This is a genomic window from Streptomyces humidus, assembly GCF_014649655.1.
Lineage (GTDB): Bacteria > Actinomycetota > Actinomycetes > Streptomycetales > Streptomycetaceae > Streptomyces > Streptomyces humidus.
The window spans coordinates 81952-108210 of the sequence record NZ_BMTL01000035.1 but is presented as its reverse complement, the minus strand read 5'-3'; the positions used below and the strand labels follow the sequence as shown (position 1 = coordinate 108210).

The window sequence follows — 26259 nt, the reverse complement described above, 5'->3', positions numbered from 1 at the left end:
CCCGATTTATCCGCTTGAGCGGTGCGACCTCGTGTCGCACCCTGAAGGCGTACCGGAGCTGCATGACGATCACACTAGACATGTCGCACACGCACCGCCATGGGGAACGTTCGTACGATCCGTCACCGTTCTCGCGGCACAGTCCAGCTCCGCCGGAACGACATTGCGACGCTCCGCCTCGCGACCACCAGATTCGCTTCACCACCTGGCTGATCAGCAGAGTCCTGAAGCCCGATGCACTGCGAATGAATCCCGGTAGCCCGGACGCCGGCCTGGGCCCTCGGAGAACACCCGCGGAGAACAGGGGAACAGAGATTCAGCTAAGCGGTACGGTCCGGTCGCGTCACGCTTCTTGATACGCCGATCGGTCCGTACCGGCTCTGTTGCGCACCCCCTGCACAGTGGTGCATCCCTATGCAGTCCCTCTGCAGTCCCCCTGCGGCAGTGCGGGCGCGGATCCTCACCGCGCTGAAGACCGCGGCGGACTTCACCGGCCGACATCCCCCGAAGCCGCCGCACCTCCCCGAGTTCCCCCGGATTGCGGTCCGGGGGATTTTTTTTCCCGGAAGGTGTATCAGGGGCCGGGGCGCCTGCTCCTAAGAGGGAAAGACCCCGCGGGGGAGCCGGGGGAACACCGGGGTCTCGGGGGAAGCACGGGGATCCACGGGGGAAGAACGGGAATCGACGGGGGATTCCCGGGGGAACGGGGGATCGGGTCGGTCGGCCGCTGTCACGGGGAGCGGCCGACCGACCCGAACGCATGCCGCCCGCGCACTGCTCCCGGCGGACGGCCGTGCGCCGGGAGCAGTGCCCGGTCCGTGGCGGTGGCCGCCCGGAAGCCCGCGCGCCGTCCCGTGCACGGCCTCGGCGCGCTCTCGGATCCCTCCTCCGGCCTTCGATCTGTTGCACATCCCGGCCTGGCGTCAGGGGAAGAGGGGCGCATCGGCGGGGTCGAACTCCTGCCCGGCGCACAGCGTTTCCGGGTGAGCGGGCGGGGCGGACGGGACGCCCGGTCGCGCCCGCCCCCAAGGGCTGCGTCAGCGGCCGGCGACGGCGCGTTCCAGACGGAGCGTCAGGATCTGGAAGGGACGCAGGGTTACGGCGATCCCGCCGTCCCGGGCGAGGTCGGCCGGCTCCAGCGGCCGCTCCAGCAGATCGGTGACCTTGGCGCCCACGAGCGGGAACCCCGTGCGCAGGACGCCCGTGGCCCGGCCGCCGCGCGACTCGTAGAGCCGTACGACGACGTCGCCGGACTCGTCGTCGGCGAGCTTGACCGCCTCGACGGTGATGCCGTCGCCGTCCACGGAGACGATCGGGCCGGGTGCGTCGGCCGCGTCCGCCACGCGCAGCGGGAGGTTGAGGGCGTAGCCCTCGGCGACCGCGTCCTCGATGCTCGCGCCGGGAAGCAGCGCGTAGACGAAGCGATGCCGGCCCTGGTCTGCCTCGGGGTCCGGGATGCGCGGGGCGCGGACGAGGCTGAGGCGGACGGTGGTGGTGGTGCCGCCGTCCTCGCGGACGGTACGGGAGACGTCGTGGCCGTAGGTGGAGTCGTTGACGACGGCGACGCCGTATCCGGGCTCGCCGATGTGCACCCAGCGGTGGCCGGAGACCTCGAACCGGGCCGCCTCCCAGCTGGTGTTGGTGTGGGTGGGGCGCTGGATGTGGCCGAACTGGATCTCGGCGGAGGAGTGCGGTGCGCGGATGTCCACCGGGAACGCCGCCTTGAGGATCTTCTCCGCCTCGTGCCAGTCGATGTCGGTCTCGAAGTCGACGCGGGGGCTGCCCGCCCGCAGCGTGATGGTCTGGGTGATCGTCGAGCCCTTGCCGAAGGAGCGCGTGACCCGGATCGCGCCGACCAGCGGGTCCTCCTCGACGACCGTCACCGCGTCCGGCTCCAGCAGGTCGGTGTAGCGGTTCTGGTAGTGCTTGTCGATGTCCCAGGCGTCCCAGCAGTTCGGGAGGTCGGTGTGCAGGCGCAGCAGGTTGCCGGCGTCGGCGAGGACCTCGCGGTCCGCCCGCAGGTCGTACACCGAGGAGAGGGTGCCGTCGTCCGCGATCTCCACCCGGACCAGTCCGTTGTCGAGCACGCGGCCGGAGACCGTCACCGGCTGCGGCGGGCGCGCTCCGGTCAGCGGCGCGCTGCCGTTCGCGGGCGCCTCGACGTACACCGGCCGGCCCTGCGGTGTGCGCACCACCTCGGCGCGGGCGAACGGGCTGGTGTTGAACACCCGGGGCGAGGCGTCCGGCTGCTCGCCCGGCCGGCCGGCGCCCAGCGCGGCGACCGCCTCGGCCGTCAGCGTCTCCAGTTCCTCGGCGACCCGGGCGTATTCGGCCTCGGCCTCCCGGTGCACCCAGGCGATGGAGGAACCCGGCAGGATGTCGTGGAACTGGTGCAGCAGCACCGTCTTCCACAGCCGGTCCAGCTTCTCGTACGGGTAGGCGTAGCCCGGCGCGTGCAGCGCGGCCGTCGTCGCCCACAACTCGGCCTCGCGCAGCTTGTGTTCACTGCGCCGGTTGCCCTGCTTGGAGCGGGCCTGGGTGGTGTAGGTGGCGCGGTGCAGCTCCAGGTAGAGCTCGCCGACCCAGACGGGCGCGTCCGGGTACTCGGCGCGGGCCTTGGCGAAGAACGCGTCGGGGTGCTGGACGACGACCTTCGGCGAGCCCTCCAGGTCAGCCAGCCGACGGGCCCGTTCCATGATCTCGCGGGTGGGGCCGCCGCCGCCGTCGCCCCAGCCGAAGGGGGCCAGCGACCGGGTGCCGCCGCCCTTCTCCGAGTAGTTGCGCACCGCGCGGTCCATCTCCTCACCGCTGAACCGGGCGTTGTAGGTGTCGATGGGCGGGAAGTGCGTGAAGATGCGGGTGCCGTCGATGCCCTCCCACCAGAAGGTGTGGTGGGGGAACTTGTTGGTCTGGTTCCAGGAGATCTTCTGGGTGAGGAACCAGTCGTTGCCGGCGAGCTTGGCGAGCTGCGGGTAGGCGGCGTTGTAGCCGAAGGAGTCCGGCAGCCAGACGCCCTTGGTCTCGATGCCGAAGTGCTCGATGAAGAACCGCTTGCCGTGGACCAGTTGGCGGGCGATGGCCTCGCCGCCGGGCAGGTTGCCGTCGGACTCGACCCACATGCCGCCGACCGGCGCCCACTGCCCCTTCTTCACCGACTCCTGGATCCGCGCCCACACCTGCGGGTAGTTGTCGCGCACCCACTCGTACTGCTGGGCCTGCGAGCAGGCGAAGATGAAGTCGTCGTACTCCTCGGCGAGCGCGGTGACGTTGGAGAAGGTGCGGGAGGTCTTGCGCTTGGTCTCGCGGATCGGCCACAGCCAGGCGGAGTCGATGTGCGCGTGGCCGACGCCGGAGATGGTGTGGGCGCTGGCGTGGGCGGGGCGGGCCAGGACCGGGGCGAGCACCTCGCGCACGGCGGCGGCGCTGCCGGAGACGTCGTCCAGGTCGAGGGCGTCCATGGCCCGGTCCAGGGCGTGCATGATCTCGTGGCGGCGCGGCTCGTGCTCGCCGAGGTGGACCATGAGTTCGCGCAGCACCTGGAGGTCGAGGTCGAGGTGCCAGACCTCCTCGTCGAGGACGGCGATGTCGGCGCGGCGGAACGTGTAGAGCGGCCGGTCGCCCGCGGTCAGGACGTCGCCGAGCAGGGTCGGCGCCGCGAAGTCGTTCGCCAGGATGTCCGGGTTGGAGGCCGCCTCGACGAGGTAGTCGATGCTCTCCCCGCCCTGCGCCGGGTTGCCGATCGGCACGTACTGGTTGAGCGGGTTGACCGCCTTCAGCGGCGTCCCGTCGGTGCGGTGGACGAGGGCCTCGGCCTGGTTGCCGGGCCAGTCGCCGACGAAGCCGAGGTCGATGACGGCCTCGACGCGCCGGCCGGCCCATTCGGCGGGCACCTGTCCGCGCATCCGGAACCAGGTGGTGCCCCAGGGCGGGCCCCAGGGGGTGTCCATCGCGAAGGGCTCGTAGGCGGCGGCCGCGGCCTCCGCGAACGGCACGGGCTCCCCCGGCGCCTGCCAGGCCTCGACCTCGAGGGGGACGGTGGCCGCGTAGATCGCGGGCTTGACGCGCTGGTGGTGGACGCGCTCGACGCGCTCCTCGATGCGGCGGCGTTCGTCATGCATGGGGAATCTCCAGTGAGGGACCACGAAGTGCGGGGAGGCCCGGGGGCCGGGTGCTGAACGGACCGGGGTCCGGTTGCCTGGCGGACCGGGAGAGAAAGCGCTTTCCCTCCCGGACGTCTACCTAAGGTACGCCAGCCCGGGATGGACGTCGGTGTAGCCCTCGACCAGCCTGCGGGCCACGTTCACCGAATCGACCAGGGGATGCAGCGCGAAGGCCTTCACGGCCGTCGCGCGCGAGCCGGACTCGGCGGCGGCCAGCACCTCGCGCTCGACGCCCTTGACGGCGCAGACCAGCCCGGTGGCGTGCTCGGGCAGCGGGGCCACGGAGACCGGATGCGCGCCGTTGGCGTCGACCAGCGCGGGCACCTCGATGACGGCGTCCGCGTCGAGCACCGAGAGGGTGCCCTGGTTGCGCACGTTGAGGATCAGCGTCGTGCGCTCGTCGCGGGCGATGGCCCGCATCAGGGCGAGAGCGACCTTCTCGTAGCCGCCGGAGAGGTCGTCGGCGTCGCGTTCGCCGGCGCCGGCGCTCTCCCGGTTCTCGGCCATGTAGGTGGCCTCGCGTTCGGCGCGGGTGCGGTCCCAGGCGCTCAGGGCGGCCGCGCCGGGGCGCTTCATCTCCTCGTAGAAGCGGGCCTGCTGGTCGGCCAGGAAGGCGCCGCGGGTCTTCTCGGCCTGCTGGTAGGCCTGCACGGTCTCCCGGTTGAAGTAGTAGTAGTGCAGGTACTCGTTGGGGATCGCGCCGAGGGACCGCAGCCAGTCGACGCCGAAGAGCTTGCCCTCCTCGAAGGAGCCGAGCAGGCCGGGGTCGGCGAGCAGCCGCGGCAGCTCGTCGCGGCCGGCGACCCGCAGGCCGCGCACCCAGCCGAGGTGGTTGAGGCCGACGTAGTCGATCCACGCCTCCTTCGGGTCCGCGCCGAGCACGCGGGCGATGCGGCGGCCGAGCCCGACCGGGGAGTCGCAGATGCCGATCACCCGGTCGCCCAGGTGGCGGGACATGGCCTCGGTGACGAGACCGGCGGGGTTGGTGAAGTTGATGACCCAGGCGTCGGGCGCCAGACGGGCCACCCGCCGGGCGATGTCGACGGCGACGGGCACGGTCCGCAGTCCGTAGGCGATGCCGCCGGCGCCGACCGTCTCCTGGCCGAGGACGCCCTGCGCCAGAGCCACCCGTTCGTCGTCCGCACGGCCTTCGAGACCGCCGACCCGGATCGCGGAGAAGACGAAGTCGGCGCCGCGCAGCGCCTCGTCGAGGTCGGTGGTGGCCGTCACCTCCGGCGCGTCGGGGACGGCGGCCGCCTGCTCGCCCAGCACGCGGGCGACCGCGTTCAGCCGGCTGTCGTCCAGATCGTGCAGGACGACCCGGGTGACCCGGCCCTCGCCGCGGTCCGCCAGGAGCGCCCCGTACACGAGCGGCACCCGGAATCCGCCGCCGCCGAGAATCGTCAGTTTCACGCTCGCACCTTTCCTGCCACGACCACCTCGACGCCCGCCTCCTCGAAGGAGGACCGGGTCGCCGGATCGACCGGCGTGTCCGTCACCACCACGTCCAGGTCCTCGGGACCGCAGACCTTCGCCATGCCCGTACCCGGGAACTTCGCCGAGTCGGCGAGCAGGACGACCTTGTCAGCGGCCTCGATCATGGCCCGTTTCACCGGCACCTCGACGACCGTCGTGTCCATCACCTGCCCGCCCGGACGCACACCGCTGGTGCCGAGGAACAGCCAGTCGGCGTGCAGCTGGCGCAGGTTGTCCTCGGTGAGGAAGCCGACCAGGGAGCGGTACTCGCGGCGGACCATGCCGCCGAGCAGCACCAGCTCGATGCCCTCGTCGTCGGCGAGTTCCTCGTACACCACCAGGTTGCTGGTGATCACCGTGAGCCGGCGGCCGTGCAGCTGCCGGGCCAGACGGTAGGCCGTGGTGCCGATGTCGAGGAGCACCGACTGGCCGTCCGCGACCATCGCCGCGGCCCGGGCCGCTATCGCGTCCTTCTCGGCCACGCGCACCTCGGCGACCTCGGCGAAGGGCTGGTCGCCCTCCTCCGCGACGGCTCCGCCGTGCACCCGGGTGAGCAGGCCGTCCTCCTCGAGTTTGAGCAGGTCGCGCCTGATCGTGGCGGGGCTCACGCCCAGCTGCTCGGAGAGATCGGTCACGGCCGCGGGACCGCCGGAGCGCAGGGCCCGCAGGATGAGTTGATGTCGTCGTTCTGCCAGCACGTCATGAACACTACTCGTCATCTTCAATCAAATCCATGCTCACTTCTGCTGAGGTATTGACCAATGTCGCCGATGGGCGCACGATTCCGGTCACGAATTGAAGAGTTTTGACGAGCTCCTCCGACGTGACGGGCTCCGTCGATTCTTGCGACGAGAGGATGCACGGTGGACGACGACCGGCCCGAGGTGCTGCTCACCGGGCTGCTCTTCTACGACATCGTCCTCACGGGGCTCGGCGGACCGCCGACTCCCGGCGAGGAGATCTGGACCACGGGGATGGGCTGCGGCCCCGGCGGCATCGCCAACCTCGCGGTGGCGGCCTCCCGCTTCGGCCTGCGCACCTGTCTGGCCACGGTCTTCGGCGACGACTTCTACGGCGCCCACTGCCATGAGGTCCTCGCCGGCCAGGAGGGCGTGGACCTCGCCCTCTCGCGCACGGCGCCGGGCTGGCCCACTCCGGTCACCGTCGCCCTCGCCGAGGGCCACGACCGGGCCCTCGTCACCCACGGCCAGGAACCGCCGTACTCGCAGGACGTGCTGCTGGGCGACCCGCCCGAGGCGCGCACCGCCCTCGTGCACCTGGAGGCCGAACCGCGCGGATGGCTCGCCAAGGCGGCCGCGAACGGCACGCGGATCTTCGCCGACGTGGGCTGGGACCCCACCCGGGAGTGGTCCGCCGACCTGCTGGAACAGCTCGCCCTGTGCCACGCCTTCCTCCCCAACGAGAGCGAGGCGATGGCGTACACCCGCACCGGCACCGCGGCCGCCGCGCTCGGCGCGCTCGCGGAACTGGTGCCGGTGGCCGTGGTCACCCGGGGCGCCGACGGCGCGATCGCCGTCGACCAGAGCACCGGGGAGTACGCCGAGGTCCCCGCTCTCGCCGGGGACGTCCTGGACGCGACGGGCGCCGGGGACGTGTTCGGCGCGAGCTTCGTCGCCGCCTCGCTCGGCGGGTGGCCGCTGGTCGAACGGCTGCGGTTCGCCGTCCTCGCCGCCGGGCTCTCGGTGCGGCGCCACGGCGGCGCTCTCGCCGCTCCCGGCTGGTACGGCGTCGAGCGCTGGTGGCGCTCGCTGGACGACCCCGAGCTCAAGCGGGCCTACGGCTTCCTGGCCGACCGCATCCCCGCGGACGTGGGGCCGCCCGTGCGGTACGCCCCGGTCACCCCGCCCGCCCCGCGGTCCTGACGGCACCCCTCCCCCGACCCGACGACACCCACGCATGTCCCTCGAAGTGCACACCGTCCGCGAAGACGCGAGAAGTGCACACCGTCTGCGAAGACGCGAACAGACCCGAAAGGCGGTGGGAGCTGTGCGGCTCTCACGAAGAGGCCTGCTGCGCGCGGGCCTGGCCGGCACGGCCGCCACGGCGCTCGGCGGCCTGACGGCCGGCTGCGCCGTCCCGACCGGCTCCACCGGCCGGAACATGGTCCTGTGGTACTGGGACGGCGGGCTCGGCGACACCGTCGTCAAGAACGCCAAGGCCCGTTACGACAGCTCGGTCGACCTGCGAGCGGTCAAGATCGGCGGTTACTACCGCTCCAAACTGATCACCACCATGGCGGGCCGCGCCCATGTCCCCGACATCGCGGGGCTCAAAGGCGAGGACATGGCGTCCTATCTGCCCAACGCCGACCAGTTCGTGGATCTGCGCACCCTGGGCGCCGACCGGTACAAGAGCGGTTACCTGCCGTGGAAGTGGGACCAGGGCATCGCCGACGACGGCACGATGGTCGGCTTCCCGATCGACTGCGGGCCGGTCGCGCACTTCTACCAGTACGACGTCTTCCGGAAGGCCGGCCTGCCCTACGAGCCCGCCGACGTCTCCAGGGAGCTCGACACCTGGGAGAAGTTCTTCGCCGCGGGCGAGAAGCTCGGCCGGCGGATCCCGGGCGCCTCCCTGCTGACGGACATCAACAGCGTCTTCGAGAACGCGGTCCAGCAGGGCAGCGCGCGATACGTCGACAAGGACCGCCACTTCATCGGCGACCAGGAGCATGTGCGCCACGCCTGGGCGCTCGCCGTGGAGGCCAAGCAGCGCGGAATCGTCTCGAACCTGGTCAACGGCACCCCCGACCAGCTCTCGGCCGTGGAGTCCGGCAGGCTGCCGAGCCAGCTGGGCGCCTCCTGGGCCACCGGCGACCTCAAGAACGGCGTGCCGAGGACGAAGGGCCGGTGGCGGGTGGCCGACATGCCCGTGCGGCCCGCCAACAACGGCGGCTCCTTCCTGTCGGTCACCAAGGCGTGCCGCGAGCCCGAGCAGGCCTTCCGGATCATCAGCTGGATGCTCGACGCGGGCAACCAGGCGCAGGGCTTCGTCGACGCGGGGCTCTTCCCCTCCACCCCCGCCTCGTACGCCCTGAAACAGGTCCGTGAGCCCGACCCCTTCTTCGGCGGCCAGGTCACCATGGACGTCTTCGGGCCTGCCGCGCAGAAGATCGTGGTCGCCTACAACAGCCCGTTCGACGTGGCGCTCGGGCAGCCCGTCAAGGACGAGATCAAGAACGTGGGCGTCCTCGGCAAGGACCCGGAACAGGCCTGGAGTGACGCCATGAGCACCTGTCGGCGCATCGCGAAGCACCTGGGGGTGAGCTACTGATGGCCACGCTCCCCGCACTGGAGAAGCCCCCGGCGGTCAGGACGGAAACACCCGTCGCACGGCCCAGAAAGGGTTTTCGCAAACACTGGCATCTCTATGCCGCGATCTCCCCCTTCTATCTGCTCTTCCTCTGCTTCGGACTGATCCCCGTCGGGTTCTCCCTCTACCTCTCCTTCCACCGCTGGGACGGCCTCGGCTCGATGGAGTGGGCGGGCCTGTCGCAGTACCGGTACCTGCTCGGCGACGCCGATTTCTGGACCTCGATCGGGACCACGCTCGTCATCTGGGCGCTGGCCACCTTCCCCATGATCTTCCTGGCGATGGTGACGGCCGTGATGCTCAACTCGGCGGTCCGTTTCAAGAACGTCTACCGCTTCGCCTACTTCCTGCCGAACGTCACCTCGGTCGTGGCCGTCGCGATCGTCTTCGGTTCGGTCTTCTCCACCAACTTCGGTCTCGTGAACGCTTTCCTCCAGGCGATCGGCTTCGACCAGATCGCCTGGCTGAACACTCCGTGGGGAATCAAGATCGCCATCGCGGCCCTGATGACCTGGCAGTGGACCGGTTACAACGCGATCATCTTCCTCGCGGGGCTGCAGACCGTCCCGGGCGAACTGTACGAGGCGGCGCGGATGGACGGCGCGGGCCCCGTGCAGACCTTCTTCCGGATCACGCTGCCGATGATGCGCCCGGTGCTGCTGTTCGTGCTCGTCGTGTCGACGATCACCGGACTGCAGAGCTTCTCCGAACCCCAGGTGCTGCTGCAGAACACCTCCAACGAATCGACGTTCTCGGGCGGTCCGGGCCACGCCGGCCGGACGATGGTCCTCTACTTCTTCCAGCAGACCTTCGACAACAACGACTTCGGCTACGGCGCCGCCGTGGCGTGGGGCATCTTCCTCGTCGTCGTCCTCTTCTCGATCATCAACTGGCGCCTCGTGCAGCGCCGGGGCGAAGACTAGGGAGGCCCGCACACCATGGCATCCATCCAAGGAACACGACTCCGTCGTACCCGGGGGATCGACGGCTCGCGGCGCAGAGGGCTCGCGCTGCACGCCGTTCTCGTGCTCGGCGTCCTGCTCTCGGCCTTCCCGTTCTACTGGGCCGTCATCATGTCGACGCACACGACGTCGGAGATCTTCTCCTATCCGCCCAAGCTGCTGCCGGGCACGCACTTCGCGGAGAACGTGCGCAGCCTCCTCGACACCGTCGACTTCTTCGGCTCGATGGTCAACTCGCTGCTGGTGGCGGGCTCGGTGACCTTCCTGGTCCTGTTCTTCGACTCGCTGGCGGCCTTCGTCTTCGCCAAGTTCGCGTTCCCGGGCAAGCGGTTGCTGTTCATGTTGCTCATGTTCATCTTCATGGTCCCGGCGCAGCTCCAGGCGATCCCGCAGTTCGTCATCATGGCGAGGCTCGGCTGGATCGGCTCGATGACGGCCTTGATCGTGCCGGCGGCCGCCAACGCCTTCGGCATCTTCTGGATGCGCCAGTACATGAAGGGCGCGATCCACGACGAGCTGCTGGACGCCTCCCGGATCGACGGCGCGCACTTCCTGCGCCAGTACTGGCACGTGGCGCTGCCCGTCGTCCGGCCGGGCCTGGCCTTCCTCGGCATCTTCACCTTCATGGGCCAGTGGAACGACTACGCCTGGCCCCTGATCGCCCTCACCGACCCGGACAACGTGACCCTCCAGGTCGCCCTGTCCCAGCTCAACGGCACCCACGGCACCACCGACTACGGAATGGTCATGACCGGCGCGCTGCTCGCCCTCGTCCCGCTGCTGATCGTGTTCGCGATCGGCGCCCGCCAGATCATCGGCGACCTCGCCAAGGGAGCGATCAAGTGAACGACCACGTGAGCGATCCTCTGCTGGCGCTGAGCCCGTGGAGGTCCCCCGAGGTGACCTCCTGGCGGCGGCTGCCCATGAACGCCGTCGACCGGCGCGCCGGAGCACACTCCCTGGACGGCGACTGGCGTTTCCGGTTGCTGCCCGCTCCGGACGCGCCGGTCGGCGGTGACTGGTCCTCGGCGGCCGTGCCCGGCGTCTGGACCATGCAGAACGTCCAGGGCACTGTCGACCTGCCGCGGTACCTGAACATCCGCATGCCGTTCCCGGAGTTCCCTCCGCTGTCGCCCGACGCCAATCCCACCGGCGTGTACGAACGGGAGGTCGACGTCCCCGCCGACTGGGCCGGGCGCCGGATCGTGCTCCAGGTCGGGGCCGCCGAGAGCGTGCTGCTGGTGCACGTCGACGGGCGGCCCGTCGGCCTCTCCAAGGACTCCCGTCTGGCGGCCGAGTTCGACGTCTCGGACGTCCTGTCCCCCGGCCGGCCATCGGTCGTGCGGCTGACGGTCGTCAAGTGGTCGGACGCCTCGCACATCGAGGACCAGGACCACTGGTGGCACGGCGGGATCACCCGCTCGGTGCTGCTGTACGCCACCGACCCGCTGTATCTGGCCGACGTGGACGTGCGGGCGTCGGCGGAGGGCGAGCTGCGGGTCGACTGCCGGGTGCGGGACGCGGGCGGGGCGCTGCCCGCGGGGTGGTACGTCACAGGGGAGCTGGACGCGCCCGACGGGCCGGACGGGCCCGGCGGACTCACGCTGGCGCAGGACGCGGAGTTCGACCTGGCCAACGCCGAGGACGACCGCGTCTCCGCCTTCCTGGGCGAGGCGCGCCTGCACGCGCGGGTGCCCGAGGTGCGCACCTGGACGGCGGAGACGCCGGAGCTGTACGGGCTGACGGTGCGCCTGCACCGCGCCGACGGCTCCGTCGCCGACGCCTCCCGGCACCGGGTCGGCTTCCGCGACGTGACGATCGTCGGCCGCGACCTGCTGGTCAACGGCGAGCGGATCTTCGTTCGCGGGGTCAACCGGCACGACTTCCACCCGCTGACCGGCCGGACCGTGTCGGTCGAGGACATGCGCGCCGACCTGGTGCTGTTGAAGCGCTTCGGGTTCAACGCGATCCGCACCGCCCACTACCCCAACGACCCCGCTCTGTACGACCTCGCCGATGAAATCGGTTTCTACGTGGTGGACGAGGCGGACATCGAGTCCCACGACCACGCCCATGAGATCGCCGACGACCCGCGCTATCTGAACGCCTTCGTCGACCGCGTCTCGCGGATGGTGCTGCGGGACAAGAACCACCCGTCGGTCATCGTCTGGTCGCTGGGCAACGAGTCCGACTACGGGGCCAACCACGACGCGGCCGCGGGCTGGGTGCGCCGGCACGATCCGACCCGGCCGCTGCAGTACGAGGGCGCGGCGAAGCGCGGCTGGGCGGATCCGCACGTCGCCTCCGACATCGCCTGTCCGATGTACGCGCCCCTGGAGGACTGCGTGGCGCACGCGCTGTCGGGGCTGCAGACGAAGCCGCTGATCCAGTGCGAGTACTCGCACGCGATGGGCAACAGCAACGGCACGCTGGCCGACCACTGGGCCGCCATCGAGGCCACCCCGGGTCTTCAGGGCGGGTTCATCTGGGAGTTCTGGGACCACGGGATCCTTCAGTCCGTGAACGACGGAAGACCGGTCGGGCGTGGCGGCGCCGGACTCTATGACAACGGTGTCACCGCACCCGGCTACCGCTGGGCCTACGGCGGCGACTTCGGCGAGACGGACCACGACGGCGCGTTCATCGCGGACGGCGTGGTCCTGCCGGACCGCACCGTGAAGCCGGTGATGTACGAGCACCGCGAACTCGCCGCGCCGCTGAGGCTGCGGGGCTTCCGGCACGAGGGGCTGGTCCTCTCCAACCACCAGCACTTCCGCGGCCTGGAGTGGCTCGCGGGCGAGTGGGAGCTGTCTCTCGCCCACGGCGGGACGCTCACCGCGGCAGCCGACCTGCCCGACCTGCGGCCGGGCGAGACGGCGGTGGTGCCGCTGCCGTTCGAGCTGCCGGCGGACGGCGGAGAGGCCTGGCTGACGCTGCGGGTGACGACGGCGGAGGATCTGCCGTGGGCGCCGCGCGGCACGCCGGTGTGCGCGCCGCAGGTGCGACTGCGGGCGGCCGAACCGGCCGGGGCCCCGGCGGTCTCCGGACGCGTCGAGACCGACGCCGAGGGACTCCTCGTCCACCCGCTGCTGACCTCCTCGCCCACGCTGTCGCTGTGGCGGGCGCCCACCGACAACGACGAGCTGGGCGGCATGGCGCTGCGCTGGCGGACGTGGGGGCTGGACTCCCTCGTGCGCAAGCTGGTCTCGGTCCGCCAGGAGGGCGACGGGGTGACCGTGCTCTCCGAGTACGCCGCTACCGCGGGCGTGGTCCGTCACCGGCAGGTGTTCACCCCGGTCGAGGGCGGGGTGCGCGTCGACGAACAGGCGGAGCTGCCCGAGGAGTTCGACGACGTCGCACGCGTCGGCACGGTCTTCGAGACGGTCGCGGGCCTGGACCTGCTGGAGTGGTTCGGACAGGGCCCCTGGGAGTCCTACCCGGACCGCAGCGGCGGCGCGCCGGTGGGCCACCACCGCGTCCCCGTCGACGAGTTGTTCACGCCGTACCTGCGTCCGCAGGAGAGCGGCGGACGGCACGGCGTGCGACGCTTCACGCTCTCCGCGCCGGACGCCACGGGCCTGGCCGTCACGCTGGACGAGCCGCGCCAGATCTCCGTCACGCGGTACCGCGCCGAGGACCTGACCGCCGCCTCCCACCATGACGAGCTGGTCCCGCGGGCCGGCTGCGTGGTGCACCTGGACGCGGCGCACCGCGGCCTGGGCACGGCGTCGTGCGGCCCCGACACCTTCCCCTCCTACCTCGTCGCACCGGGCGTCCACCGCTGGAGCTGGACCCTGCGCGTCCTCTGAGCGCATCCTCCGAGCTTCCTCTGAACCACCTTTTCCGGTAACGGACTTCGCAACGGAGCAACACGTGTGTACTTCGCATGCCCACGACCAGGGCGAGGCCGCGCAGGCCGGTGCCGGAAGACGCGGTTTCCTGAGGGCCACCGCCCTGCTCGGCGCAGCCGCCACGGCCGGGCTGACCCTGCCGGCCACGGCGGAGGCGGCTGCCGCCGAGGCGTCCGCCGCCCGGTGGCGCCCCGATCCCGACAGCCGCCGCTTCACGCTCGCCGTCATGCCCGACACGCAGTACCTCTTCGACGGCCCCAGCATCGACAGGGCGCCGGTCGAGGCGTCCCTGCGCTACCTCCTCGATCAGGGCGGGCACGAGAACCTCGTGTTCCTGTCCCACCTGGGCGACCTCACCCAGAACGGGACGAAGAGCGAGATCGCCGCGATCAGCGAGGCGTTCGCCCTGCTCGACCGGCGCGGGGTCGGCTACAGCGTCCTGGCCGGCAACCACGACGTGAAGTCGTCCACGACCGACCAGCGCGGCGCGACCCCGTACCTGGACGCCTTCGGACCGCGGCGTTTCCGGGGGAAGCCCACGTTCGGCGGGGCCTCCCCCGACGGCTACAACTCCTTCCACCTGTTCCGGGCGGCCGGGCGGGAGTGGATGGTGCTGGCGCTGGACTGGCGGCTGTCGGACCAGGGGTACGCCTGGGCCGCCGACGTCCTGGCCCGGCACCCGAGGACCCCCGTGGTCCTGACCACGCACGAGCTGGTCGCCCGGGATGACTCCCTCTCGGCGTACGGACAGCAGCTGTGGGACCGGCTGATCGCCGACCACGACCAGATCTTCCTCACCCTCAACGGCCACTACTGGCCCGCGGGCCGGGCGACGCGCAGGAACGCGGCCGGGCATGACGTCCATCTGCATCTGACGAACTATCAGAACCGTTACTTCGGCGGCGCCGCGATGATCCGCCTCTACCGCTTCGACCTCGACCGGAACGTCATCGACGTCGAGACGGTCTCCCCGTGGATCCTCGGCCGGGCCGCCGAGGGGCTCAACGAGCTGGAGCGGCAGGAGAGCGAACTGAGCGGCGACGCCGACCGGTTCACGGTCGGCATCGACTTCGCCGCCCGCTTCGCCGGCTTCGACCCGGTCCCGCCGCGTCCCCCGCGGCCCGCGGCGAGGGTCCTGGTGCCCGACACGGTCGCCTACTGGCGCTTCGACGGCCACGGCGACGGCACGGCGGTGGGCGGCACCGTGCGGGACCTGTCCGGACGCGGCAACGACCTCACGGTGGTCACCGTGGGCGGCGGGGCGCTGAGCTGGTCGTCCGACCATCACCCCGACCAGCCCGGACACGGCAGCCTGGAGTTCCAGGGGTACAAGTCCCCGCTGAAGGGCGCGTACCTGCGCACGGTCGACAAGGCCCCCCTCAACTCCGCGACGTTCAGCAACGGTTACACCATCGAGGCGTTCTACCGTCTCCCGGCCGACTGGGACCCCGCACACCACGCCTGGTCGGGACTGGTCGGCCGCACCGGCACCGGCGGTGCCGCGGGGAAGACCGCCGACGACCCCGACGAGCCGCTGGCCACCCTCTCCCTCTCCGACGACCGGGAACCGCAGTGGGCGATGCGTCCGCTGAACCAGCAGGGGATCGCCACCAACTGGGGTCAGGAGACCCCGCTGGAGACCTGGCGGCACCTCGCGGTCGTCAACGACGGCCGGCACACCACGCTGTACGTCGAAGGCTGCCGGGTGGTGCGCAACCCGAAGGCGGCGGCCGTCGGCATCGCCTCCGTCGGGCTGCCGTGGCTGCTCGGCGGCTACGAGTACGGCGGCCGGATCGACCAGATCCTGCACGGCCGCCTCGGCGACGTGCGCATCGTCGAACGTGCGCTACCCGTCACGTCCTTCTTGAACCACCGACCCACGCCACGAGGATCATCATGACCGAGCAGCAGCTGCCCGTCTGGGCCGACCCGGCGGTCGCCCCCGCCGACCTCGACCCTCAGGGCGTGTCGAGACGTCAACTCATACGCCGGGCAGGCCTGTTCGGCGCAGCGTTCGCGCTGGGCGGCGCGGCCGCCCCGGCCACCGCCGCCACCGGCGGGGGCCACGGCGGCGAGGACCCGCGTCTCGCCTACCTGGTGGGCGACCACCACGTCCACTCCGTGTACAGCCACGACGCGAAGTACACCTTCTCCCAGCAGGCCAGGGCCGCCGCACGGTACGGACTGGACTGGATGGTGTTCAACGAGCACTCCAACTTCGGGCACGCCTCCCACGGCGCCGCGCTCGAGCACGAGGAGATCCTCAAGGCCCGTGCGGCGAACCCGCGCCAGCTGATCTTCCAGGGCCTGGAGTGGTACATCCCGGCCGCCGAGCACTGCACGGTGTTCGCCGCGCCCGGCCCGCACGAGGCCGACCTGCTCACGAAGTTCGAGCTGGCCTACGACGGCAAGCTGCTCGGCTACACCGAGGGCTCCGCCGGGGCGGCCGACACCGCCCGCAACGAGGCGCACGCCGTCAGGGCGATCAAGTGGCTGGCCGAGCAGCGCCGCACGGGCTACGTCGACGACGTCCTCGTGCTCGCCAACCACCCGCTGCGCCTGGGCATCGACTCGCCGCACGAGATGCGCGCCTGGCGCGACGCGGCCCCCGAGATCATGATCGGCATGGAGGGCGCGCCCGGCGCCCAGGGCGCGGCGATCCCCGGCCTGCGGGGGGCGACGTCCGTCCGCGGCGAGTACGAGAACAGGCCGTCGGCCCAGTCCTGGGCGGGCTACCCGGCGGACGCCTACCTCACGTACGGGGGCTTCGACTGGGCGACCGCGACCGTGGGCGGTCTGTGGGACTCGATGCTGGCAGAGGGCAGGCTGTTCTCGATCACGACCAACTCCGACAACCACCGGACGGTCTTCGACACCTGGAAGAACGGCGACTGGCCGGCCGGGCAGAACTTCGACACCACCGGAAAGCTGCCGGCCCCGGTGGACACCGGCGCCCCGCAGCCGGGCAGCGACTTCTGGCCGGGCCAGTTCAGCCGCACTCATGTGGGCGTGACCCGTCACGGCTACCGCGCGGTGATGACGGGGCTGCGCGAGGGCCGGGTCTGGCTGGACCACGGGCATCTGCTGGACGGCCTGGAGGTGCGGCTGCGGCGCGAGCACGGCGGCGGGCGCGGAGTGACCCTCGGCGGCCGGCTGCGGGTGCGCAGGGGCGAGAAGCTCACCCTCGACATCACCGTGACCAGCGCCTCGCGACCCAACCCGCACGGGATCCTGCCCGAGTTGGCGCACGTGGACGTGATCCGGGGCGCGGTGCGCGGCCCGGTGTCCGACCGGGACGCCTGGCGGGCCCCCGACACCAGGGTCGTGCGCACGACCGACGTGAGCGGCCGCAAGGGGACGTACACCCTGCGCGTCCCGGTCACCGTGGGCGACGAGTCCTTCTACGTCCGGCTGCGCGGCAGCGACGGCAACCGGAACGCAACCGGTTACCTGGGCGCGTCCGTCGACCCGCACGGCCCGGTCCCGCACGAGCCGGGCAACGGCGACCCGTGGGCGGACACCTGGTTCTACTCCAACCCGGTCTTCGTGGACGTGGCCGGCTGAGCGTCGCCCGCGCCCGACAGGAGCGCGGAAACCGCGCGACCGGCCATCACGACGGTCGCGCGGTTCCACCACGAGCCGGGCCGCCCCGGCGTCGCGGCTCCACGGCATGTCAGCTCACGCGTAGAAACGCGACAGGCTCTGCAGCACCGCCGCGGGCTTCGCGCCGCCCTCGATCTCGATCGCCCCGTCGACGGTGATCTGCACCCCGCCCGGCACGTCCTCGACCTCGGCCAGCTTGGCGACCAGCCGGATCCGCGAACCGACCTTCACCGGCGAGGGGAAGCGCACCTTGTTCAGCCCGTAGTTGACCTTCGTGGTGACGCCCTGGACGTCCAGCAGTTCGGTGAACAGCGGGATGAACAGGGACAGCGTGAGGTAGCCGTGGGCGATCGGCGCGCCGAAGGGACCCGCCGCCGCCTTCTGCGGGTCGACGTGGATCCACTGGTGGTCGCCGGTCGCGTCGGCGAACGTGTCGATGCGCTCCTGGGTGACCTCGATCCACTCGCTGGTGCCCAGTTCGCTTCCGGCCAGCTTCTTCAGCTCGTCGAGTCCGTTGACGGTGATGCTCATATGCCGTTCCTCACAGGAGAGTTGTTCAGGATTCGGTGCCGAACCGGGAGCGCACCCGGGACTTCAGCAGCTTTCCGGAGGCGGTGCGCGGGAGTTCGTCCGCCACCACCACCGACTTGGGGATCTTGTACTTGGCGAGCCGTCCGGCCAGCATGGCCAGCACGTCCTCGGGGTCGAGCCGGGCGCCCTCGCGGGGCACGACCACGGCGCGCGGCACCTCGCCCCACTTGTCGTCGGGCACGCCGATGACCGCGCACTCCACGATGTCGGGGTGGGTGAGGAGCAGGTCCTCGATCTCGGCGGGATAGACGTTCTCCCCACCGGAGATGATCATGTCCTTGATGCGGTCGACGATGTGCACGTACCCGTCCTCGTCGACCCGGGCCGCGTCGCCGCTGCGGAACCAGCCGTCGGCGAAGGCGGCGGCCGTCTCCTCGGGCAGCCCCCAGTAGCCGGGCATGACGTGCGGTCCGCGGACGACGATCTCCCCCGTCTCGCCCACGTCGACCGGGGTGAGGTCGGGGCGCAGGACGCGTACGTCGCTGAAGAAGTGCGGAACGCCGGCCGAGCCCGCCTTGCTGATCGCGTGCTCGGCGTCCAGGAACAGCGTGCCGGGCGACGCCTCGGTCATTCCGTAGCCCTGAAGGAAGGTGAGTCCGCGTTCCTGGTACGCGGCGATCAGCGGCGTCGACACCGGGGATCCGCCGCAGGTCAGGACCCGCAGCGACGACAGGTCCGCGTCCGGCCAGCGCGGGTGCCGGGCCACCTGCTCGAACATCGTCGGGACCCCGAACATGAAGGTGATCCGGTGACGCTCGATCAGGTCGAGGGTCGCCGCCGGGTCGAAGGCCTCGACCAGGACGCAGCAACCGCCCTTGAGGAGCACCGGCAGCGTCAGCATGTTCAGGCCCGCGGTGTGGAACAACGGGGCGGAGACCAGGGCGCGTTCGTCGGCGATCAGGTCGATGTCGACGAGGACGTTGACCGCGTTCCAGATGAGGTTGCCGTGCGTGAGCATGGCGCCCTTGGGGCGGCCGGTCGTCCCCGAGGTGTACATGATGATGCAGGTGTCGTCGAGGGCGACCGGGGTGTCGATCGGCTCGTCGCAGGCCGCGTCGAGCGCCTCCTCGTACTCGGCGCCGACCTCGACGTACGTGCGGACGTCCGAGTTCCCGGGGAGTCCGGCGACCAGGCCCGCGTGGGAAGGGCCGTAGACGAGGGCCTTGGCTCCGGAGTCCGCCAGCTGGTAGGCGATCTCAGGGCCGGCGAGGCGGGTGTTGAGGGGGACGAAGACCGCGCCGAGCGTGCCGGCGGCGAACAGGGTCTCCAGGTAGGCGGGGTGGTTGGGGCCGAGGTAGGCGATGCGGTCGCCGCGCCGTACGCCCCGGTCGCGCAGGGCGTGCGCCAGCCGCGTGGTGCGGGTGTACAGCGTGGCGTAGTCCGTCGGCCGGTCGTCGTGGATCAGGGCCGTGCGGTGCGGGGTCTTGCGGGCCCGGCGTGCGGGCCAGGACCCCAGTCCCTCGTTGCGCATCTTCCAAGCCCCTTACGGTGTGGTCAGCCCGAGCAGCCGGGCGGCGTTCTCCTTGAGGATCTTCGGCTTCACCTCGTCCTTGATCGTCAGCTTGTCGAAGTCGGCGAGCCAGCGGTCGGGGGTGAGGACGGGGAAGTCGGAGCCGAAGAGCACCTTGTCCTTGAGCAGCGTGTTCGCGTACTGCACGAGCTGCGGCGGGAAGTACTTCGGCGACCAGCCGGACAGGTCGATGTGCACGCCCGGCTTGTGCGTGGCGACGGCGAGGGCCTCGTCCTGCCAGGGGAAGGACGGATGCGCCAGGATGATCTTGAGGTGGGGGAAGTCGGCCGCCACGTCGTCCACGTGGAGGGGGTTGGAGTACTTGAGCCTGATCCCGCCGCCACCCGGGACGCCCGCGCCGATGCCGGTCTGACCGGTGTGGAACAGGGCGATGGCGCCCGTCTCCTCGATCACCTCGTACAGGTCGTACGCCACCGAGCGGTCGTTCGGGAAGAAGCCCTGGATGCTGGGGTGGAACTTGAAGCCCTTCACCCCGTACTCCTCGACCAGGCGCCGGGCCTGCCGCACGCCCGCCTTCCCCCGGAAGGGGTCGATGGAGGCGAAGGGGATGAGCACGTCGGCGTTGGCGGCGGCCGCCTCGGCCACCTCCTCGTTGGGGACCGGCGCGGTGCCGGTGGCGGACTCGGCGTCCACCGTGAAGATCACGGCGGCCATCCTCCGCTCCCGGTAGTACCGGGCCGTCTCCTCCAGGGTGGGCTTCCGCTTCCCCTCGACCTTGAAGTAGGCGGAGGAGGCGTCGTGCAGGTCGTCGTCCAGCGAGGAGTGGCCCTTGGAGGACACCTCCGCGTGGGTGTGGACGTCGATCGCGACCAGGTCGCCGACGTTCATCGGAGGGTGCGCGGAAGGGGCGCCGGCGGGGGGCGTGGCGGGGCTCATCACGCCTCCGGGAACGTGGGGGCCGGGATGCCGACCGTCTGGAGCTCGGCGCCGACCGAGGTGGGGAAGGCGTCGGCCAGGCTCTCCGGTGTCCAGCCGCCGTCGGCGTAGGCAGCGCGGATCTCCTGCGGATGCGACCAGAGTGCCACCTTGTCGCCGCCGATGCCGATGGCCTGGCCGGTGATGCCCCGGGCGGCCTCGGAGGCCAGGAAGGGCACCAGGGCCGCGCAGTCCTCGGGGGTGCCGAAGCCCTCGCCCTTGCGCAGGAAGTCCGGGAACGGCTCCCCGTTCTTCAGCGCCTCGATGTACGGGGCGAAAGCGGGGATCGTCTCGGTCATGGCGGTGGCGGCCACCGGGACGATCGCGTTGACGGTGATGCCCGCGCGGCCCAGTTCCATGGACCAGGTGCGGGCGAAGGCGGCGATGCCTGCCTTGGCGGCGGCGTAGTTCGTCTGGCCGAAGTTCCCGCGCTGGCCGGCCGGGGAGCCGACGAGGATCAGCGTGCCGCCGTCGCCCTGCTCGCGCATCCGCACGGCGGCGGCGCGGGCGCAGGTGAAGGTGCCCTTGAGGTGGGTGGCGATCACCGCGTCGAAGTCGTCGTCGGTCATCTTCCACAGGACCTTGTCGCGCAGGATGCCCGCGTTGGTGACCAGGACGTCGAGCCGCCCGAACTCCCGCACGGCACGGTCCACCAGCCGCTCGGCGGCCTCGGTCGTGCCGACCGGGACGACCTCGGCGACGGCCCTGCCGCCGGCCTCGACGATGGACTTCACGGCCTGCTCGGCCACCGCCTCGTCGACGTCGTTGACGACCACGGCGGCGCCGTGGGCGGCCAGGGCATGGGCGTAGGCGAGGCCGAGGCCCCGGCCGCTGCCGGTGACGACGGCGACCTTGCCGGTGAGATCGATGCTGGGCACGACGGTGTCCCTTCACATGGGTGTCATGGGTGCGACTTCGCGTCGCTCGGGACGCGACTGCAGGATCGAAGCTAAGAGCAATAATTGTCGTCGTCAATAGTTGTTGTCCACCTTCGGGTGCGTCATGCTGCAATCTGTACGGAGAACCGCCCCCCGCCACCGGGGACCGAACCCAGGGAGCCCGCCATCGCCCGCCAGGACAACGCAGTGGACGCCGCCTCGATCGACGTGGACGAGCCGTGGATGCGCGGACTGCACGCGGACACGGGCTACCTGCTCTACCGCCTGGGCCTGCGCTCGGGCCAGCTGTTCAACACCTTCCTCCAGGAGTCCGGGCTGCGGCTGCGCCATTACGCGGTGCTGCGGTTCCTGGCCACCTCCGAGGGAGCCCTCCAGCGCGAGCTGAGCGTGCGGCTCGGCTACGACCCCAGCGCGATCGTCGGCCTGGTCGACGACCTGGAGAAGCTGGGCTTCGCCGAACGCCGGCCGGCCCCGGACGACCGGCGCAGCCGGATCGTGGCGCTCACCGCACAGGGCCTCGCCTTCCTGCGCGGCACCGACGAGGCGGGCCTGCGGGTGACGAACGAGCTGCTGAACCCCCTCGACGCCGCCGAACGCGAGATACTGCACGCGCTGCTGCTGCGGATCGCCGGGGACGGACTGGCCTGACGGCGCGAGGAGGACCCGATGGACCAGGACAACCTCGCCGCGCAATCGCGTTCCGCGCCCGAGCGGCTGCTGTCGGTGCTCGCCGCGTTCGACCACACGCATGCCGCCCTGTCCCTGAGCGACATCAGCCGGCGCGCCGGCCTGACCCTCAGCACGGCGCACCGGCTGGTCGGCGCGCTGACCGAATGGGGCGCCCTGGAGCGGGGCGCGTCCGGCGTGTACCACGTGGGCCTGCGACTGTGGGAGGTCGCGGCGCTCGCGCCGCGCGGCCTCGCACTGCGCCAGGTGGCGCTGCCCTTCCTGGAGGACCTCTACGAAGCCACCCACGAGAACGTGCAGTTGGCGGTGCGGGACGGATCCGAGGTCGTCTACACCGAGTGGCTGTCGGGGCGTTCGGCCGTCGGGGTGCACATCCGGGTGGGCGCCCGCTGGCCCCTGCACGTCACCGGAGTGGGGCTGGCACTGCTGGCGCACTGCGAACCCGAGCTGCAAGAGGCTTACTGCGCAAAGCCGTTGACCGCGTACACCTCCCACACCATCACCGATCCGGCGCGGCTTCGCCGGGCGCTGGCCGAAGTGCGGCGCAGCGGCGTGGCGGTGAGCAGCCGTCAGGTCACCGACGACGCACTGTCGGTGGCCGCCGCGGTGCGCGGCCCGGACGGCACGGTGACCGCCGCCGTGTCGGTGGTCGTCCCGCACGCGAAGGCGCAGGTCCCGGTGCTGGCGCCGGCGGTCCGGCTCGCGGCCCGCGGCATCTCACGCGCCCTGGGCTGGCGCCCCCGGCCCCGGGGCGAATGAGCCGCTCGCCACGGTTCCGCCGGACGGGGCGGCAGGGGTGGGCAGGGCCGGAGGACTGGCGGCCCGGGGCCGCTCCGGGCGAGAATGCGCAACCATGATCGAGACCGGTTCGCTTCGCCCGCAGGACCGCGCCGCGTGGGAGTCCCTGGCACGCGGCTACAAGAGGTTCTACCGCACGGACGTGCCCGACGAGGGCTACGAGCGGATGTGGCGGCGCCTGACCGAGGGCAACGAGGTGCACGCCGTCGGCGCCCGGGCGGACGGGGAACTGGTGGGCATCGCGCACTACCTGTTCCACGTCACGGGCTGGGCGGCGGACAGCTGCTACCTCCAGGACCTCTACGTCGACGAGGCCGCGCGCGGTCGGGGGGCGGCGCGCGCACTGATCGAACGGGTCGCCGAGGCGGCGCGCGAACGGGGGGCCGCCCGGCTGTACTGGACCACCCGGGAGGACAACGTCACCGCGCGCGCCCTGTACGACAGGGTGGCGGTCTTCAAGGGGTTCATCCGCTACGACCACCCTCTCGGATAGCACGACGGGCCGCTTCCGGCCTCGGTCACTTTGGCGCGTTTGGGCGGTTCAAGGTGTGAACTTCCGTCCCCCGAAAGCACTTTCCTTGCTTTAAGTCTTGACGGTCCCGGTGACGGGGAGCACATTGGGCCCACTTTGAGAGCGCTCTCAGCTTGCTCTCAGGACGTTTCCGAAGTCACCCCCGCACCTCACCCCGTACCCGAGAGGCCCCCCATGAGTGCAACCTCCGGCATCCCCAGAAGGCGACGCGCGCTCCTCGCCGTACTCAGCACGCTCGGGCTGGCCGCCGCCGCGGCCGCGGCCGTCACGCTGCCCGCGAACGCCTCCGCGCCCACCCCGCCGACCGGGTGGTCGCAGGTCTTCCTCGACGACTTCACCGGCACCGCGGGCACCGGCGTGAGCAGCACGAACTGGCAGTACAGCACCGGCACTTCGTATCCGGGCGGGCCCGCCAACTGGGGCACCGGCGAGGTCGAGACGATGACGAACAGCACCGGCAACGTCTCGCTCGACGGCAACGGCAACCTGCGCATCACCCCGCTGCGCGACTCGGCCGGCCGCTGGACCTCGGGCCGCATCGAGACCAAGCGCACCGACTTCCAGCCCCCGGCCGGAGGCAAGCTGCGGATCGAGGCCCGGATCCAGATGCCGAACGTGACCGGCACCGCCGCGGAGGGGTACTGGCCCGCGTTCTGGGCGCTCGGCGCGCCCTACCGGGGCAACTACCAGAACTGGCCCGGCGTCGGCGAGCTGGACATCATGGAGAACGTCCAGGGCCTGAACAAGGTGTGGGCGACCATGCACTGCGGCACCAGCCCGGGCGGCCCGTGCAACGAGACCACCGGCATCGGCAACTCCGTCGCGTGCCCGAACACCACCTGCCAGTCCGGCTTCCACACCTACGCGACGGAGTGGGACCGCTCGGTGTCCCCGGAGGCGATCCGCTTCTACGTCGACGGCGTCAACTACCACACCGTCACCGCGAACCAGGTCGACGCGACGACATGGAACAACGCGACGAACCACGGGTACTTCGTCATCCTGAACGTCGCGATGGGCGGCGGTTTCCCGGACGCCTTCGGGGGCGGCCTGGACGGCGACACCCAGCCCGGCCACCCGATGGTGGTCGACTACGTGCAGGTCCTCCAGGCCGCGGGCGGTGGGAGCGGTACCACGCCTCCGCCGTCCGGCAGCCGTGACGCCTACGGCACGATCCAGGCGGAGTCCTACGACAGCCAGTCCGGGACGATCACCGAGACCACCTCCGACAGCGGCGGCGGCCAGAACATCGGCGCCCTGGCGAACGGCGACTGGGCCGTTTACAAGGGCGTCACCTTCGGCTCCACGCCGGCCACCCAGTTCAGCGCCCGGGTCGCGAGCGGCGCGGCGGGCGGGGTCAGCGGACTGGTCGAGGTGCGCCTCGACAGCCGCAGCGCCGCACCGATCGGCAGCTTCGCCGTGGCCGGCACCGGCGGCTGGCAGTCCTGGCGGACGATCCCGGCGAACATCGGCGCCGTCACCGGCACCCATGACGTGTATCTGACCTTCACCAGCGGACAGCCGGCGGACTTCGTGAACGTCAACTGGTTCTCCTTCGGCCACTGACCGGCCCGGCCGGCCCCCCGGCCGAGGCCGCACCTCGGGTGCGGACCCCACGGCCCGGCGTCCGCACCGACGGGAAGCACCCCGGTGGCCTTCCGCGCAGTTCCGCGCGGAAGGCCACCGGGGTGTTCCGCGTGTGCAGGGGGAAGAACCCGGCGCCGCGCGCAGCCCGCGAGTTGCGCCGCGTGGGGACGCGGGCGCGGCGACAGGTCGTAGCGGTACGGGCCGGCGGCCTCGACGGCGCGCGGGGCAGGCAGCCGGGCTGCATGGTCAGCACGGTTCCGCGGTACTCGCTCGACGTGGAGAAGCGGTGGACCCGTCCGGGACGGATCCGCGGCAGGACTCCGGCCGCCGCCTCGTGCTGGGCGAATCGATCAGGTGGTGGACGGGACCGTCGTCGAAGACATCACACGTGGAAGTCGAAGAGCATCACCACGTGGAAGTCGATGCGGTGTACGCGGTCCGGCGGGGCATCCGTGTGCCAGGTGCACCCGACGCCCATCGGTCCGATCCGCAGCCCACACCGCCGACACCGTGTTCGACGGGGAAAGGAAGGGTCCTGATGCCCTCACCGGCGCCGTCCTGGGGACGTGAGTCCGCCATGCCCGTTTCGTGTCGCGCACTTGCCGACCGGCGCCGCTCACATGGCGTGCGCCGGCGTCCCGCATTCACCACAGGCGGACAGGGAGACCTTGCGCCGCAAAAGTCAGACTTTTAAGTTTGAACGCGTCCGCCCAGCCGATCCGCCCCCGACCGATCGAGGACTTCCTGAAGATGAGCACGCAGCCACCGAACGGCATCGAGTGGCCCGCCGTCGACCGGCGTGCCGTCGGCACGGCGCGTCTGCCGGCTGCGGACGCCGTGCGGCGGGCGGGCGACGGCCGTCCCGGAACCGCCATGAGCCCGGCTCCGGTCGCGTACACGATCTTTCGGGGACGCCGGACGTGCTGTTCATCGCCCACCGGCTCCGAGGTGCGGCTGGCCGTGGCGGCGCGGGAGGCTCCGGAGGGCGGGGGAACCGGCGCGCGGGTGGTGTCCATGCCGTCCATGGAGTGGTTCGAGGGGCAGCCGCGGGAGTGCCGCGACAGCGTGCTGCCGCCGTCGGTGAAGGCCCGGGTGGCGGTCGAGGCGGGTGTCGGCCTGACCTGGCGCCGCTTCGTGGGCGACGCCGGACGCCTCGCCCCTCTGGAGCGCTTCGGGGCCTCCGCCGACGCCGGGACCCTGTTCGCCGCCCACGGCTTCACCGCCGGGAACGTCGCCGGCGCGGCCGGGGAATCACCGGCCGCCGCGCGCGGTTGATCCGACCGCGGGAAAGAAGATGATCGAAGTGACCGAAGCGACCGCGGCCGCGGGAGCCC

18 protein-coding genes and 3 pseudogenes are annotated in these 26259 nt (G+C 71.3%); 13 read left to right on the top strand and 8 right to left on the bottom strand.

Annotated elements, in window-relative coordinates:
• Positions 1 to 1037: 1037 nt before the first annotated feature.
• The 3 genes from IE239_RS33050 to IE239_RS33040 form a co-directional block, all read right to left on the bottom strand.
• Entirely contained in the window at positions 1038 to 4118 is a 3081-nt protein-coding gene (locus IE239_RS33050; RefSeq protein WP_190153134.1) for an alpha-mannosidase, read from the bottom strand.
• A 117-nt stretch (positions 4119 to 4235) separates the two neighbouring features.
• Positions 4236 to 5573, bottom strand: a complete 1338-nt coding sequence (locus IE239_RS33045; protein ID WP_190153133.1) for a 6-phospho-beta-glucosidase — start codon at positions 5571 to 5573, stop codon at positions 4236 to 4238.
• Positions 5570 to 6334, bottom strand: coding sequence for a DeoR/GlpR family DNA-binding transcription regulator (locus IE239_RS33040; protein ID WP_190153147.1), 765 nt, complete (start codon positions 6332 to 6334; stop codon positions 5570 to 5572). Before IE239_RS33040 ends, IE239_RS33045 begins: the two co-directional genes overlap by 4 nt.
• Positions 6335 to 6499: 165 nt before the next feature.
• Here IE239_RS33040 and IE239_RS33035 point away from each other — a divergent pair, with 165 nt between their 5' ends.
• From IE239_RS33035 to IE239_RS33005, 7 genes are all read left to right on the top strand, one after another.
• Complete coding sequence (locus IE239_RS33035) at positions 6500 to 7519, top strand: carbohydrate kinase family protein (protein ID WP_190153132.1); 1020 nt, start codon at positions 6500 to 6502, stop codon at positions 7517 to 7519.
• Positions 7520 to 7643: 124 nt separating this feature from the next.
• Complete coding sequence (locus tag IE239_RS33030; protein WP_190153131.1) at positions 7644 to 8930, top strand: extracellular solute-binding protein; 1287 nt, start codon at positions 7644 to 7646, stop codon at positions 8928 to 8930.
• Positions 8930 to 9892, top strand: coding sequence for a carbohydrate ABC transporter permease (locus tag IE239_RS33025; RefSeq protein ID WP_190153130.1), 963 nt, complete (start codon positions 8930 to 8932; stop codon positions 9890 to 9892). The genes IE239_RS33030 and IE239_RS33025 overlap by 1 nt, the downstream gene beginning before the upstream one ends.
• A 15-nt stretch (positions 9893 to 9907) precedes the next feature.
• Entirely contained in the window at positions 9908 to 10777 is an 870-nt protein-coding gene (locus IE239_RS33020) for a carbohydrate ABC transporter permease (RefSeq protein WP_190153129.1), read from the top strand.
• Between the two features lie 8 nt (positions 10778 to 10785).
• A complete protein-coding gene (locus tag IE239_RS33015; protein WP_190153146.1) occupies positions 10786 to 13740 on the top strand; it encodes a glycoside hydrolase family 2 TIM barrel-domain containing protein in 2955 nt (984 codons plus the stop codon).
• 64 nt (positions 13741 to 13804) lie between these two features.
• The gene (locus IE239_RS33010) at positions 13805 to 15682 is read left to right on the top strand and encodes a LamG-like jellyroll fold domain-containing protein (RefSeq protein WP_190153128.1); all 1878 of its coding nucleotides are present in this window, start codon (positions 13805 to 13807) and stop codon (positions 15680 to 15682) included.
• The gene (locus IE239_RS33005; RefSeq protein WP_190153127.1) at positions 15679 to 17346 is read left to right on the top strand and encodes a PHP domain-containing protein; all 1668 of its coding nucleotides are present in this window, start codon (positions 15679 to 15681) and stop codon (positions 17344 to 17346) included. Before IE239_RS33010 ends, IE239_RS33005 begins: the two co-directional genes overlap by 4 nt.
• 114 nt (positions 17347 to 17460) lie before the next feature.
• On the opposite strand, the gene IE239_RS33000 is transcribed toward IE239_RS33005, so the two are convergent.
• The 4 genes from IE239_RS33000 to IE239_RS32985 are packed head-to-tail and all read right to left on the bottom strand — an operon-like array spanning position 17461 to position 21300.
• A complete protein-coding gene (locus IE239_RS33000; RefSeq protein ID WP_190153126.1) occupies positions 17461 to 17916 on the bottom strand; it encodes a MaoC family dehydratase in 456 nt (151 codons plus the stop codon).
• 25 nt (positions 17917 to 17941) lie between these two features.
• Positions 17942 to 19447: an acyl-CoA synthetase gene (locus IE239_RS32995; protein WP_190153125.1), complete on the bottom strand. Its 1506-nt coding sequence runs from the start codon at positions 19445 to 19447 to the stop codon at positions 17942 to 17944.
• A gap of 12 nt (positions 19448 to 19459) precedes the next feature.
• Positions 19460 to 20335, bottom strand: coding sequence for an amidohydrolase family protein (locus IE239_RS32990; protein ID WP_190153145.1), 876 nt, complete (start codon positions 20333 to 20335; stop codon positions 19460 to 19462).
• 47 nt (positions 20336 to 20382) lie between these two features.
• The gene (locus IE239_RS32985; protein WP_308435442.1) at positions 20383 to 21300 is read right to left on the bottom strand and encodes an SDR family NAD(P)-dependent oxidoreductase; all 918 of its coding nucleotides are present in this window, start codon (positions 21298 to 21300) and stop codon (positions 20383 to 20385) included.
• A 243-nt stretch (positions 21301 to 21543) separates the two neighbouring features.
• Between IE239_RS32985 and IE239_RS32980 the strand changes: the two genes are divergently transcribed.
• The 4 genes from IE239_RS32980 to IE239_RS32965 all read left to right on the top strand — a co-directional run bounded on the left by IE239_RS32980 (position 21544) and on the right by IE239_RS32965 (position 24904).
• Complete coding sequence (locus tag IE239_RS32980) at positions 21544 to 21969, top strand: MarR family winged helix-turn-helix transcriptional regulator (protein ID WP_190153143.1); 426 nt, start codon at positions 21544 to 21546, stop codon at positions 21967 to 21969.
• Positions 21970 to 21987: 18 nt separating this feature from the next.
• Entirely contained in the window at positions 21988 to 22767 is a 780-nt protein-coding gene (locus IE239_RS32975; protein WP_190153124.1) for an IclR family transcriptional regulator, read from the top strand.
• A 94-nt stretch (positions 22768 to 22861) separates the two neighbouring features.
• Entirely contained in the window at positions 22862 to 23299 is a 438-nt protein-coding gene (locus tag IE239_RS32970; protein WP_190153123.1) for a GNAT family N-acetyltransferase, read from the top strand.
• Positions 23300 to 23512: 213 nt separating this feature from the next.
• Positions 23513 to 24904 (top strand): glycoside hydrolase family 16 protein, encoded by a 1392-nt coding sequence (locus IE239_RS32965; RefSeq protein ID WP_190153122.1) that lies wholly within the window; start codon positions 23513 to 23515, stop codon positions 24902 to 24904.
• A gap of 164 nt (positions 24905 to 25068) precedes the next feature.
• Here IE239_RS32965 and IE239_RS42570 read toward each other — a convergent pair.
• Positions 25069 to 25504, bottom strand: a pseudogene (locus IE239_RS42570) (AraC family transcriptional regulator); the annotation flags it as partial.
• A 171-nt stretch (positions 25505 to 25675) separates the two neighbouring features.
• On the opposite strand from IE239_RS42570, the pseudogene IE239_RS43140 reads away from it, so the two are divergent.
• Both IE239_RS43140 and IE239_RS32960 read left to right on the top strand, forming a co-directional pair.
• Positions 25676 to 25786 (top strand): annotated as a pseudogene (locus IE239_RS43140) (hypothetical protein); the annotation flags it as partial.
• Between the two features lie 50 nt (positions 25787 to 25836).
• Positions 25837 to 26200, top strand: a pseudogene (locus IE239_RS32960) (transketolase-like TK C-terminal-containing protein); the annotation flags it as partial.
• Between the last annotated feature and the right edge of the window lie 59 nt (positions 26201 to 26259).